Below are 13,503 nucleotides of genomic sequence, written 5' to 3' on the forward strand. Positions count from 1 at the left end.
GATGGATGGGTGTTCGGGCATTTCAAGCCCATGCACCCGGTCTTTGTCGAAGGCGCCGGACGCCTTGCTGGAAAGTGCCGGCGCCGCGTTCACTCAGGCCTTCTTGGCCGCTTCGCGGTACACGAGCAGCGGCGGCTTGTTTTCGTCGATTGTGGATTCCTCGACCACAACCTTGTCGACGTTGGTGGCATTCGGCAGCTCGAACATGGTGTCGATCAGCGACTGTTCGAGGATCGAACGCAGGCCCCGCGCGCCCGTCTTGCGGGCCAGCGCCTTGCGCGCGATGGCCTTGAGCGCCGCGGGGCGGATCTCGAGGTCGACGCCTTCCATCTGCAGCAGCTTGGTGAACTGCTTGACCACCGCGTTCTTGGGCTCGGTCAGGATCTGCACCAGCGCGTCTTCGCTGAGTTCGGCCAGCGAGGCCACCACGGGCATGCGGCCCACGAGTTCGGGGATCAGGCCGAACTTGATCAGGTCTTCGGGCTCGACTTCGCGGAACACCTCGGTGATGCTGCGCTGCGCCTTGCTCTTGACCGAGGCGCCGAAGCCGATGCCCGAGGCTTCGGTGCGGTTCTCGATGACCTTTTCGAGCCCGGCAAAGGCGCCGCCGCAGATGAACAGGATGTTGGTCGTGTCGATCTGCAGGAAGTCCTGGTTCGGGTGCTTGCGCCCGCCCTGGGGCGGCACGCTGGCCATGGTGCCTTCGATGAGCTTGAGCAGCGCCTGCTGCACGCCCTCGCCCGACACGTCGCGCGTGATGGACGGGTTGTCGGACTTGCGCGAGATCTTGTCGATTTCGTCGATGTAGACGATGCCGCGCTGGGCGCGCTCGACTTCGTAGTTGCAGCTCTGCAGCAGCTTCTGGATGATGTTCTCGACGTCCTCGCCCACGTAGCCGGCTTCGGTCAGCGTGGTGGCGTCGGCCATCACGAAGGGCACGTCGAGCATGCGCGCGAGCGTTTGCGCGAGCAGCGTCTTGCCCGAGCCCGTGGGGCCGATCAGGAGGATGTTGCTCTTGCTGAGTTCGACGTCGTCGCCCTTGGCCTTTTCCTTGTGGCGCAGGCGCTTGTAGTGGTTGTAGACCGCCACCGACAGCATGCGCTTGGCCGGCTCCTGGCCGATCACGTAGTTGTCGAGGTTGGTCTTGATTTCCAGCGGCGTGGGCAGGTCGCTGCGCGCCTCGCGCGCCTCTTCACCGGCCGGGAGCTCGTCGCGGATGATTTCGTTGCAAAGGTCGATGCACTCGTCGCAAATGAAGACCGAAGGGCCCGCGATCAGCTTCTTGACCTCATGCTGGCTCTTGCCGCAGAACGAGCAATAAAGCGTTTTTTCGCTGGAGGAGCCTTTTTTTTCGGCCATGGACAGGTGCCTCGTAAAGGGGTGGGGACAATGATAACTAAACAAAAACGGCGTTTCCCGTGTGGAAAACGCCGGTTTTTGCCTTTTTGGCGCCGCCGGCGCCGCGGCACGGGCTCAATTGCCTCAGCTGCGCTTCGCAATGACCTGGTCCACCAGGCCGTAGTCCTTGGCTTCGTCGGCCGTGAGGAAATAGTCGCGTTCGGTGTCCGACTTGACTTTTTCGAGCGGCTGGCCCGTGCGTTCGGCCAGGATGCGGTTCATCTGGTCCTTGGTGCGCAGGATGTCGCGGGCATGGATCTCGATGTCCGTGGCCTGGCCGCGCGCGCCGCCGAGCACCTGGTGGATCATGATCTTCGAATTGGGCAGCGAGAAGCGCTTGCCCTTTTCACCGGCCGCCAGAAGGAAGGCGCCCATGCTGGCCGCAAAGCCGATGCACATGGTGGAAACGTCGGGCTTGATGAACTGCATGGTGTCGTAGATGGCCATGCCGGCGCTCACGCTGCCGCCCGGGGAGTTGATGTAGAACGAAATGTCCTTGTCCGGGTTTTCGCTCTCGAGGAACAGCAGCTGCGCCACCACGAGGTTGGCGGTCTGGTCGTTCACCTCGCCCACCAGGAAAATGATGCGCTCCTTGAGGAGACGCGAATAGATGTCGTAGGACCGCTCGCCGCGGCCCGACTGCTCGATGACCATCGGGATCATGCCGAGGCCTTTGATTTCCTGTGCGCTCATTGAATTGCTCTCCGGAAAAGGGTTCGTTCGCTGTTCGAATTTACTGTACGCCTGAGTGAAATGGGGCTCGTGCCGCAAAGCACAAGCCCCATTGGCATGCAGGCGGCGGCGGATCAGCCTTGTTGCGCCATCAGCTCGTCGAACGACACCGACTTTTCCTTGACCTTGGCCTTGGAGAGCACGAAATCGGTCACGTTGTTCTCGATGACCACGGCTTCGACTTCGGCCAGGCGGTTGTTGTCGCTGAAGTACCAGCGCACCACGTCGGCCGGCTTTTCGTAGCTGGCGGCCAGCTCGTCGATGTGGGCCTTGATCTGCTCGGGCTTGGCCTGCAGGTTGTTGGCGCGCACCAGCTCGGCCACCACGAGGCCCAGGCGCACGCGGCGCTCGGCCTGGGGACGGAACACTTCGTCGGGAATCGGTGCCTTGTCGGCGTCCTTGATGCCGCGCTGCTTGAGCTCGGCACGGGCGCCTTCGACCATGCGGTTGACTTCGGACTGCACGCTCGCGTTGGGCAGATCGAGTTCGGCGTTGGCCACCAGGGTGTCCATCACGGCGTTCTTGTTGCGCGCCAGCAGGCGGAACTTCACTTCGCGCTCGAGGTTCTTCTTGATGTCGGCGCGCAGGCCCTCGACCGTGGCTTCGGCAATGCCGAGCGACTTGGCGAGCTGTTCGTTGACTTCGGGCAGGTGCGAGGCTTCGATCTTCTTCACGGTGACCATGAAGTCGGCCTGCTTGCCGGCCACGTCCTTGCCGTGGTAGTCGGCCGGGAACGAGAGCGGGAAGGTGCGGCTGTCGCCGGCCTTCATGCCGCGCACGGCGTCTTCGAATTCCTTGAGCATCTGGCCTTCGCCGACGATGAACTGGAAGTCTTCGGCCTTGCCGCCGGGGAAGGGCTCGCCGTCGATCTTGCCTTCGAAATCGACCGTCACGCGGTCGTCGTCCTGGGCCACGGCATCCTGCGCGCGCTGGGCGAAGGTGCGGCGCTGCTTGCGCAGGATGTCCAGCGTCTTGTCGATGGCCTCGTCGCCCACTTCGGCCGAGAGCTTCTCGACTTCGGCGTTCGACAGGTCGTTGATCTTGACTTCGGGGAACACTTCGAAGACCGCGTCGAAGGCGAGCTGGCCTTCGGGCGACTCTTCCTTCTCGGTGATGCGGGGCTGGCCGGCCACGCGCAGCTTGGCTTCGTTGGCGGCCTGCGAGAAGGCTTCGCCGACCTTGTCGTTCATGACTTCGTAGTGCACCGAGTAGCCGTAGCGCTGGGCCACGACGTTCATCGGCACCTTGCCGGGACGGAAGCCATCCATCTTGACGGTGCGCGCGAGCTTCTTGAGGCGCGAATCGACTTCGGACTGGATGGTGCCGACCGGCAGGGTCAGCGTGATCTTGCGTTCGAGCTTCTCGAGAGTTTCAACGGTCACGGTCATGGTGTCTTCCTTGTGAGGGGTGTGGCTGGTGCGCGGGGCCGGACTCGAACCGGCACGTTCTTGCGAACGTCAGGACCTAAACCTGGTGCGTCTACCAATTTCGCCACCCGCGCTTGCCAAATTTTTCAGGTGAATGCAAAGGCGGACGGCCCTGGTGCCGCGGGCATCCGATTGCCGGACACCCGAAGCCCAAAGACCGTCCGCCTGAAATCGGTCAACCGCGTATTTTAAGCGCTAATCGGGAGCTCTTTCGGCTCCCGCTTGACGCGGAAGGCAGCGGCGTACATTGCCGGCAGCGCCAGCAGGGTCAACACGGTGGCCACGATCAGCCCGCCCATGATGGCCACGGCCATCGGCCCCCAAAACACGCTGCGGGAGAGAGGAATCATCGCCAGCACCGCCGCCGCGGCCGTCAGCACGATCGGCCGCAGGCGCCGCACGGCCGATTCCACGATCGCGTCCCAGGCCGGCACGCCGGCCTCGCGGTCGCTCTCGATCTGGTCGATCAGGATCACCGCATTGCGCTGGATCATGCCCATCAGCGCGATCACGCCCAGGAGCGCCACGAAGCCGAACGGCCGGTTCAGCAGCAGCAGCGCACCGGCCACGCCGGCGATGCCCATCGGGCCGGTGATGAACACCAGCAGCGAGCGGCTGAAGCTGTGCAGCTGCAGCATCAGCAGCGTGAACACCAGGAACAGCATGATCGGCACGCCCGCCACGATGGACGCCGAGCCCTTGCTGCTTTCCTCGACCGCGCCGGCCACCTCGATGCGGTAGCCGCCCTCGCCGGCCGCGTGCCAGCCGGCCTCGAGCTGGCGCAGCTTCGGCAGCAGCTGCTCGGTCACCGTGGCGCCCTGCAGGCCTTCGACCACGTCGCCCTGCACCGTGATGGCGTAGTCGCGGTTCTCGCGCCACATCACGCCGGGCTCCCAGCTGAACACCGGCCGGGCAATCTGCGTCAGCGGGATGGAGCGGCCCGAGGTCGTGGGCAGGTAGGCATTGCCGATGTCCGAGATGGCCTCGCGCTCGTCGGCCGACTGGCGCAGCACGATGTCGATCAGCAGGTCGTTCTCGCGGTACTGGCCCACGGTGGTGCCGGAGAACATCGTCTTGGACGCCTGGGCGATCGCCTGGCTGGTGACGCCGAGCGCGCGCGCCTTGGCCTGGTCGACCTCGAGCCGGATCACCTTGACCGATTCGTTCCAGTTGTCGTTCACGCCGCGCATGTTGGCGTTCTCACGCAGCACGGCCTTGACCTCGTCGGCATGCGCGCGCAGCTGGGCGGGGTCGGTGCCGATCACGCGGAACTGCACCGGGTACGGCACCGGCGGCCCGTTGGGCAGCAGCTTGACGCGGCCGCGCACCTCCGGGAATTCCTGCGCCAGCAGCGCCGGCAGCTTGATGCGCAAGGTCTCCCGCACCTTCAGGTCCTTGGCCAGCACGATGAGCTGCGAGACGTTGGTCTGCGGAAAGACCTGGTCCAGCGGCAGGTAGAAGCGCGGCACGCCGGAGCCGATCCAGGTGCTGACCGTCTTCACGCCCTCTTCCTTCATGATGCGCTGCTCGACGCGCTTGGCGACCTCTTCGTTGGCCGCGAACGAGGTGCCTTCGGGGAACCAGATGTCCACCATGATCTCCGGCCGGCTCGAATCCGGGAAGAACTGCTGCTGCACCTTGCCCATGCCCACGATGCCGAGCGCGAAGATCAGCACCGTGGCGCCGATGGTCAGCCAGCGGTGCTGCACGCACCAGTTCACGGCGCGGCGGAAGTTGTTGTAGAACGGCGTGTCGAACAGTTCGTGCGGCGGTGCATCGGGGTCGTGCGGCTTGACCTTGAGCAGCAGCGTGCCCAGGTAGGGCACGAAGTACACGGAGACGATCCACGACAGCACCAGCGCAATCACCGTCACCGCGAAGATCGCGAAGGTGTATTCGCCCGTGACCGACTTGGCGATGCCGATCGGCAGGAAGCCCGCGGCGGTGATGAGCGTGCCGGTCAGCATCGGCTTGGCCGTCACGTCGTAGGCGAAGGTGGCGGCGCGCACCTTGTCGTAGCCCTCCTCCATCTTTCGCACCATCATCTCGACCGCGATGATGGCGTCGTCCACCAGCAGGCCGAGCGCGATGATCAGCGACCCCAGCGATATCTTGTGCAGCCCGATGCCGAAGTAGTTCATGGACAGGAAGGTCACGGCCAGCACCAGCGGGATCGTGATGGCCACCACCAGCCCCGGGCGGATGTCGATGTACCAGCCGAAGCGCCCGCCCTTGTGCAGGCCCAGCGAGATGATGCTCACGGCCAGCACGATGGCCACGGCCTCGATCAACACGCCGACGAATTCATTGACCGAGCTGGACACCGACACCGGCTGGTCCTGCACCTGCGCGAGCTTCACGCCGGCCGGCAGGCGCTGGTCGATCTGCGCGGTGGTGGCACGCAGCGCCTTGCCCAGCGCGATGATGTCGCCGCCCTTGGCCATGGAAACGCCGAGCGCAACGACCTCCTTGCCCTGGTGATGCACCTTCACGGCCGGCGGATCGATGTAGCCGCGGTGGATCTCGGCAATGTCGCCGAGCCTGAGCTGGTTGCCCGAGCTGCCGCGGATCGGCATCTCGCGCAATTGCTCGACGCTGGTGAACTGCCCGCCCACGCGCACCTGCACCACGTCGAGCGGCGACTGGATCGTGCCCGCGCTCTCGATCGCGTTCTGCGAGCCGAGCTGGGCCAGCACCGCGTTGAAGTCCAGCCCCAGCTGCGCGACGCGCTTCTGCGAGATCTCGATGTAGACCTTCTGGTCCTGCACGCCGAACTGGTCGACCTTGGCCACGTCCTTCACGCGCAGCAGCTGCTGGCGCACCTCGTCGGCCAGGGTCTTGAGTTCGGCCGGGCTGAAGCCTTCGCTCTCCAGCGCGTAGATCACGCCGTAGACATCGCCGAAATCGTCATTGAAGAAGGGGCCCTGCACGCCCGGCGGCAGCGTGTTGCGCATGTCGCCGACCTTCTTGCGCACCGTGTACCAGACGTTGGCCACGTCGGCGGCCTTGGACGAGTCCTTGATCTGGAAGATGATCTGCGACTCGCCCGGCTTCGAATAGCTGCGGATCTTGTCGGCATACGGCGCCTCCTGCAGCGTGCGCTCGAGCTTGTCGGTGACCTGCTCGGCCACCTGCTGCGCGGTGGCGCCGGGCCAGTAGGTGCGAACCACCATGGCCCGGAAGGTGAACGGCGGGTCTTCGTCCTGGCCGAGCTGGAAGTACGCGAAGGCGCCCAGCACCATCAGCACCACCATCAGGTAGCGCGTGAGGGGCGCGTGGTCCAGCGCCCATTTGGAAAGATTGAAGCCGGCGGGCTTGGTGGCGGTGGTTGCTGCGCCTTCCGTCATTTGGAAGCACCTGCAGCGATCTCCTTCTTCGTGGCCGCCACGGCCTCGACCGGCTGCGCCGATTCCTTCGCGTTGGCGGCTGCCGCTGCAGCCTCCTTCGACTGGTAGATGGTGACCTTCTGCCCCGGCGAGAGCACGTGCACGCCCGCGGCCACGACCATCATGCCGGGCGTGAGCCCGGCGCCGATCACAGCCTCGTTGCCGTCGGCCGTGACCACCTGCACGGGCTGCGATCGCACCGTCATGGTCGGCTTGTCGAGCACCCAGACCGAGGTGCCCTTGCCTTCCTGGCGCAATGCGCTGGTCGGCAGCTTCATGACCGCGCCGCCGGTGCGTGCCAGCGCCTGCGGGCGGGCGTACACGGTGGCGCCGAGCGCCGGCGAGGTGGCGGCGTCGATCGCCACCTTGACCGCGTAGGTGCGCGTGACCGCGTCCGCGCTGGCCGCCACCTCGCGCACCTGGCCCTGCAGCTCGCTGCCGCCCGACCAGCCGCGCACCGTGACCGGCGAGCCGGGCTTGATCAGCGCGGCGCGGTCTTCGGGCACCGCGAACACCACGTCGCGCGCGCCATCCTGCGCAATGCGCACGACGGGCGTTCCCGCCTGCACCACCTGCCCGGGCTCGGCTTCGATCGCGGTGATGATGCCGGCCACGTCGGCCACCAGCGTGGTGTAGCTGGCCTGGTTGCCCTGCGAGGAAAGCTGGGCCTGTGCCTGCTCGAGCTGCGCCTGCGCGGCCTTCCAGGTGGATTCGCGGCGTTCCAGCTCGGCCCCGCTGATGAAGTTCTGCGCACGCAATTCGGTATAGCGCTTGAGATCGGCCGCCGCGAGATCGCGGTTGGTCTGGGCCGCCGCCAGCTGCGCGCGCGCCGCTTCAGCGGCCAGCCGGTAGTCCTGCGGATCCAGCTGGGCCAGCACCTGGCCGGCCTGCACGTGCTGGCCGAGCTCGGCCTGGCGCCTGGTGATCTTGCCCGCCACGCGGAAGCCCAGCCGGGATTCGACGCGCGCCCGGACTTCGGCCGAGAACTCGGGCTGGGCCTCGAAATCGCTGGTGCCCACGGTCACCAGCTTGACCGCGCGCACAGGTTCCTCGGCCGGCTTCGACTGCGAACAGCCGGCCAGGAACAAGGCGGGAAGCAGCAGCCAGGCGGCACCGCGGGCAAGAGGAGAAAAGCCGGAAGAGGCAGTCATGAGACACCCTAGAAAGGTCGAACCCGGTCATTACTGACCCACTGGTTAGTAATTTAGGGTAAACCTCAGGGGCTGTCAATCGCGATTCGGGGGTCGTCAGGTCCTCTGCCCCATTTCGACCAGCCGGTTGTCCGGCAGCTCGAAATAATCGGACGCGCGGCCCGCGTTGCGCTGCAGCCAGCCGAAGAGCGCGCGCCGCACCGGGTTCATGCCGGGCAGGTTCTCCTCCCCCACCGAGGCGCGCGAGACGAAGTAGGAAGTGGTCATCGAATCGATGGCCAGCGTCTTCTGGTAGGCGAGGATGCGGATGAATTCGGGCACGTCGGGCCGCTCCATGAAGCCGTGGCGCGCCGTGACCACCCAGATGCCATCCATCAGCTGCTCGGCCTCGATGCGCTGGCGCGCGTCCACGCGGGGCGTGTCGCAGGCCAGCACTCGCAGCACGATCACCTGCTCGTGCAGCACCTGGTTGTGCTTGAGGTTGTGAAGCAGCGCATGGGGCACGGCGGTGGCATCGGCGTTCAGGAACACGGCCGTGCCGCGCACGCGGTGCGGCATGTTGAGCGCCAGCGATTCGACGAAGGACTTCAGCGGCATGCTTTCGGCCGCGGCCGCCTCCAGGCCCAGCCGGCGGCCCTTGGCCCAGGTGGTGAACAGCAGCATCACGCCCGCCGCCACGGCCAGCGTGAGCCAGCCGCCTTCGGCGACCTTGAGGCTGTTGGCCACCACGAAGGTCAGGTCCACCGCGGCGAAAGCCGCCACCCCGAGCACCACCGCCACCCTGTTCCAGCGCCAGAGCCCCCAGGCCACGACGCCCGCCAGCAGCGTGGTGGCCACCATCGTGATCGACACCGCGATGCCGTAGGCCGCCGACAGCGCGCCCGAACTGCGAAAGCCCAGCACCAGCAGCAGCACACCCGTCATCAGCAGCCAGTTGACCACCGGCACGTAGACCTGGCCGATGGCCGAGCCCGAGGTCTGCACCACGCGCATGCGCGGCAGGTAGCCCATGCGCATGGCGTGGACGGTAAGGGAAAAGGCGCCGGAGATCACGGCCTGCGACGCGATGACGGTCGCCATCGCGGCCAGCGCCACCATCGGCACGACGCCCCACGAAGGAAAGAGCCGGAAGAAGGGGTTGTCGACGGCCGCAGGCTCCGCCAGCACCAGCGCGCCCTGCCCGAAGTAGTTCAGCACCAGCCCGGGCAGCGCGATGAAGAGCCAGGCAAGCCGGATCGAGCGCGCGCCGAAGTGCCCCATGTCGGCATACAGCGCCTCGCCGCCGGTAAAGGCAAGAAACACCGCGCCCAGCACCGCCAGCGACTGCAGCCGGTGCTCGACAAGGAAGCCGATGGCCCGGCGCGGATCGAGCGCCGCCAGCACCTGCGGATGCTGCAGCACCTGCCAGCCGCCCGCGACGGCCAGCACCAGGAACCACAGCAGCATGACCGGCCCGAACACCTTGCCCACGGCACCGGTGCCCTTGCGCTGCACCGCGAAGAGCCCGAGCAGGATCAGGATGGTGATCGGGATCACCACCCGCTGCAGCACCGGCGCCTGCACCTCCAGCCCCTCGACCGCCGACAGCACCGAGATGGCCGGCGTGATGAGGCTGTCGCCATAGAACATGGCCGCGCCGACGAGGCCGAGCACCCCGACGGCGTTCCATAACCAGGGCCGCGTCCGCGGGCCCCCAGCCGCATTGCGCGCAAGCGCCTGCAGGGCAAGAATGCCGCCCTCGCCGTCGTGGTCGGCGCGCAGCACGAACACCACGTACTTGAGCGTGACCACGAACATCAGTCCCCAGAAGATCAACGAGAGCAGCCCCAGCACCGCGTCGGGCGTGAACGCCACGCCGTGCTCGGGGTTCAGCGTTTCCTTGAAGGCGTAGAGCGGCGATGTGCCGATGTCGCCGAACACCACCCCCAGTGCGGCAATCATCAGGCCCGGTCCGGCTGCATGGGGCGCCTCGCCTGTCGTTGGAATCGGGGCGGCGGGAGCCTTCGTCGGTGGATTCATGAAGAAATGGGGAAATGGGGTGGCGGCAACGCCGCGAGCATAGTCTGCGCCGCGTGTCGCGGACAATCGCGGCGTGCCTGCACCACCCCACATTGCCGCGCCGCCGGCGCATTACGAGAACTTCCCCGTGGCCTCCTGGCTGTGCCCGCCGCATCTGCGCGCGCCGATTGCCGCGATCTACCATTTCGCTCGAACCGCGGACGACATCGCGGACGAGGGCGATGCCTCGCCCGGCGAGCGGCTGGCCGATCTTCGCGCCTACCGCGAAGAGCTGGCGGCGGCTGCGAGCGGGCAGGCGACGCCCTCCTCGCGCTGGCCGCAGGTGTTCGGCCCACTCGCCCACAGCATCGCGCAGTTCAAGCTCCCCGAAGAACTGCTCGCCGACCTGCTGAGCGCCTTCATGCAGGACATCGAGAAGACCCGCGACGGCGCAAGCTATGCCGACCGCGCCGAACTGCTCGACTACTGCCGCCGCTCCGCCAACCCGGTCGGCCGCCTGCTGCTGCATCTGTACGGCGTGAACGACCCGCAGGCGCTGGCGCAAAGCGACGCCATCTGCAGCGCGCTGCAACTCATCAATTTCTGGCAGGACCCGAGCGTGGACCTGCCGCGCGGCCGCTTCTATCCGCCGCTCGCCGACTGCGCCCGGCGCGGCCTGGCGCGCGAGAGCTTCAAGGTCTTCATGCCGCTGGCCGAGGCTCCGCCCCCGCAGGAAGCCATCAACCTGATTGCCGTCGAAAGCGCCTGGGCGCGGGAGCTGATGATGCAGGGCGCACCGCTGGTCCATCGCCTGCCCGGCCGCGCCGGCTGGGAGCTGCGCTTCGTCGTGCAGGGCGGCCTGCGCATTCTCGACAAGATCGAGGACCTGGGCTTCGACACCTTTTCGCAGCGCCCGAAAATCGGCAAGGCCGATGCGCCGCTGCTGGCCTGGCGGGCCCTGCGGATGCGGAGACAATTGCGGCCCATGAAAGCGCCCCTCCGATGACTCCCGAGCAATACGTACAAGACAAGGCCGCCGCCTCGGGCAGCAGTTTCTATTACGCGTTTCTGTTCCTTCCCAAGCCGCGGCGCGCCGCGATCACGGCCTTCTATGCCTTCTGCCGCGAGATCGACGACGTGGTCGACGAGGTCAGCGACCCCGGCGTGGCCGCGACCAAGCTGGCCTGGTGGCGCACCGAGGTGGCGCAATCCTTTGCGGGCCCGCCGCGCCATCCCGTGATGCAGGCGCTGGTGCCGCATGCCGCCGCCTACGGCATCGAGCCCGCCCAGCTCAACGAGGTGATCGACGGCTGCCAGATGGACCTCGAGCAGACCCGCTACCTCGACTTTCCCGGCCTCGCGCGCTACTGCCACCTGGTGGCCGGCGTGGTGGGCGAAGTCGCGGCGCGCATCTTCGGCCAGACCGACGCGCAGACCACCGCCTATGCGCACAAGCTCGGCCTGGCGCTGCAGCTCACCAACATCATCCGCGACGTGGGCGAGGACGCCCTGCGCGGCCGCATCTACCTGCCCGTGAACGAGCTGCAGAAATTCGACGTCAAGGCGCACGAGATTCTCAACCGCGTGCATTCGGAGCGCTTTGTGGCGCTCATGAAGTTCCAGGCCGAGCGCGCGCATGCGGCGTATGACGAAGCGCTCGCTCTGCTGCCCGCCGCGGACCGCCGCGCACAGAAGCCCGGCCTCATGATGGCCAGCATCTACCGCACGCTGCTGCGCGAGATCGAGCGCGACGACTTCCAGGTGCTGAACCAGCGCGTGAGCCTGACGCCGGTGCGCAAGTTCTGGCTCGCATGGAAGGTCCAAGCGTTGGGGCGCATTTGAGAACAGCCGTCGTCGGCGCCGGCTGGGCCGGCCTCGCCTGCGCCGTCGAAGCCACGCGCCTCGGCCATGCCGTGACGCTTTATGAAGCGGCGCACATGGCGGGCGGCCGCGCGCGGCGCGTCGACCACATGCACGGGCTGGTGCTCGACAACGGGCAGCACATCCTGATCGGCGCCTACGCCGCGACGCTGAAGCTGATGCGCGAAGTGGGCATCGATGCCGACCGGGCGCTGCTGCGGCTGCCGCTCTCGCTGCGCTTTGCCGATGGCGGCGGCCTGAAGCTGCCGCGGCTGCCCGCGCCGCTCGACCTGCTGGCGGGCATCTTCACGGCGCGCGGCTGGTCATGGCGGGACAAGTCCGCGCTGCTGCGCACCGCCGTGCAATGGCGCCTCGCCGGATTCCGCTGCGCCGCCGGCACCACCGTGGCCGCGCTCTGCACCGGCCTCACGCCGCGCGTGATGGAAGAGCTGATCGAGCCGCTGTGCGTTTCCGCGCTCAACACGCCGATCGATCAGTCGAGCGGCGAGGTGTTCCTGCGGGTGCTGCACGACGCCCTCTTCAGCGGCAGCGGCGGCGCCGACCTGCTGCTGCCGCGCGTCGACCTGGGCGCGCTCTTTCCCGATGCGGCCCTGGCGTGGCTCGCGCAGCACGGCACAACGCTGCGCATCGGCACGCGCGTGCACGCCATCTCGCCCGAAGGCGCGGCATGGCGGGTCGACGGCGAGCATTTCGACCACGTCGTTCTGGCGTGCGCGCCCTGGGACGCGGCGCGGCTCGTGCGCGCGTCCGGCGCGGCGGCGCAGCGCTGGCGCGAAACCACCGAAGCCCTGCGCTTCGAGGCCATTGCCACCATCTACGTGCGCGGCGCCTCGCCGCTTGCGCAGCCGATGCTGGCGCTGCGCAGCCATCCCGCCACTGCACCGGCGCAATTCGTGTTCGATCGCGGCCAGCTGGGCGGGCCGGAAGGCGTGCTGGCCCTGGTGGTGAGCGCGAACGAGACGCCGCGCGAAACGCTGGAGCAGCAGGCGCTTGCGCAAGCCGCCGCGCAGCTCGGCCAGACGTCGCTGCAGATCGTGCAGACCGTGGTCGAAAAGCGCGCCACCTTCGCCTGCGTGCCCGCGCTCGCACGGCCGCCGATGCGCATCGCACCCGGCCTGCAAGCCTGCGGCGACTACACCGAAGGCCCCTACCCTGCGACACTCGAAGGCGCGGTCCTGAGCGGACTGGCCGCTGCCAAGGCATCGACAACACCATGACCGAACTGCGCTACCTGGATTTCGACTACAGCGAAGACACCGAGGGCCACGGAACCTTCGATGCCATGGCCTCGACCGTGCCTGCAAGAACACACGAAGTGCTTGCCGAGATCGCCCAGGTGCTGGCCTGGGCCGATGCCACCTTTCCCGATGCGCGCGGCGCGCTCGACGACGGGGCAGCCTGGGACTTCGATCTGCAGCAGGCCCGCGAAGCGCCGGAGCTGGACACGGTGACCTTCTCGCTCAGCGGCACGCAAGATTTCTGCACAGCGCTGCGCGCGCACTTCGGCCTGGACTGACGGCCGCTCTGCTC

Annotated in this window: 10 protein-coding genes and 1 tRNA gene; 4 read left to right on the forward strand and 7 right to left on the reverse strand. The window is 67.1% G+C overall.

Annotation, left to right across the window (positions count from 1 at the left end):
* Nucleotides 1-93: 93 nt before the first annotated feature.
* The 7 genes from clpX to IB278_RS08465 all read right to left on the reverse strand — a co-directional run bounded on the left by clpX (nt 94) and on the right by IB278_RS08465 (nt 10,113).
* Nucleotides 94-1,359, reverse strand: coding sequence for an ATP-dependent Clp protease ATP-binding subunit ClpX (clpX, locus tag IB278_RS08435; RefSeq protein WP_012747621.1), 1,266 nt, complete (start codon nt 1,357-1,359; stop codon nt 94-96).
* A gap of 123 nt (nt 1,360-1,482) precedes the next feature.
* Nucleotides 1,483-2,091, reverse strand: coding sequence for an ATP-dependent Clp endopeptidase proteolytic subunit ClpP (clpP, locus tag IB278_RS08440; RefSeq protein WP_012747620.1), 609 nt, complete (start codon nt 2,089-2,091; stop codon nt 1,483-1,485).
* Between the two features lie 113 nt (nt 2,092-2,204).
* Nucleotides 2,205-3,518: a trigger factor gene (tig, locus tag IB278_RS08445; RefSeq protein ID WP_192323207.1), complete on the reverse strand. Its 1,314-nt coding sequence runs from the start codon at nt 3,516-3,518 to the stop codon at nt 2,205-2,207.
* 26 nt (nt 3,519-3,544) lie between these two features.
* Nucleotides 3,545-3,631: transfer RNA gene (locus IB278_RS08450), tRNA-Leu, on the reverse strand.
* A 114-nt stretch (nt 3,632-3,745) separates the two neighbouring features.
* Nucleotides 3,746-6,904: an efflux RND transporter permease subunit gene (locus IB278_RS08455; RefSeq protein WP_145745172.1), complete on the reverse strand. Its 3,159-nt coding sequence runs from the start codon at nt 6,902-6,904 to the stop codon at nt 3,746-3,748.
* Nucleotides 6,901-8,094: an efflux RND transporter periplasmic adaptor subunit gene (locus IB278_RS08460; RefSeq protein ID WP_145745171.1), complete on the reverse strand. Its 1,194-nt coding sequence runs from the start codon at nt 8,092-8,094 to the stop codon at nt 6,901-6,903. Before IB278_RS08460 ends, IB278_RS08455 begins: the two co-directional genes overlap by 4 nt.
* A gap of 96 nt (nt 8,095-8,190) precedes the next feature.
* Entirely contained in the window at nt 8,191-10,113 is a 1,923-nt protein-coding gene (locus tag IB278_RS08465; protein ID WP_412556321.1) for a potassium transporter Kup, read from the reverse strand.
* Nucleotides 10,114-10,186: 73 nt separating this feature from the next.
* Here IB278_RS08465 and hpnC point away from each other — a divergent pair, with 73 nt between their 5' ends.
* Genes hpnC through IB278_RS08485 form a run of 4 tightly spaced genes read left to right on the forward strand, consistent with a single transcriptional unit; the run spans nt 10,187 to nt 13,489 of the window.
* On the forward strand, nt 10,187-11,098 hold the full coding sequence (hpnC, locus tag IB278_RS08470) for a squalene synthase HpnC (protein WP_307697906.1): 912 nt from the start codon (nt 10,187-10,189) through the stop codon (nt 11,096-11,098).
* Nucleotides 11,095-11,934, forward strand: coding sequence for a presqualene diphosphate synthase HpnD (gene hpnD, locus IB278_RS08475; protein WP_192323208.1), 840 nt, complete (start codon nt 11,095-11,097; stop codon nt 11,932-11,934). The genes hpnC and hpnD overlap by 4 nt, the downstream gene beginning before the upstream one ends.
* Nucleotides 11,931-13,190: a hydroxysqualene dehydroxylase HpnE gene (gene hpnE, locus IB278_RS08480; protein ID WP_225612819.1), complete on the forward strand. Its 1,260-nt coding sequence runs from the start codon at nt 11,931-11,933 to the stop codon at nt 13,188-13,190. The genes hpnD and hpnE overlap by 4 nt, the downstream gene beginning before the upstream one ends.
* Nucleotides 13,187-13,489, forward strand: a complete 303-nt coding sequence (locus tag IB278_RS08485) for a hypothetical protein (protein WP_145745166.1) — start codon at nt 13,187-13,189, stop codon at nt 13,487-13,489. The genes hpnE and IB278_RS08485 overlap by 4 nt, the downstream gene beginning before the upstream one ends.
* Nucleotides 13,490-13,503: the final 14 nt, after the last annotated feature.

Source organism: Variovorax sp. VRV01, assembly GCF_014852545.1.
Classification (GTDB): domain Bacteria; phylum Pseudomonadota; class Gammaproteobacteria; order Burkholderiales; family Burkholderiaceae_C; genus Variovorax; species Variovorax beijingensis_A.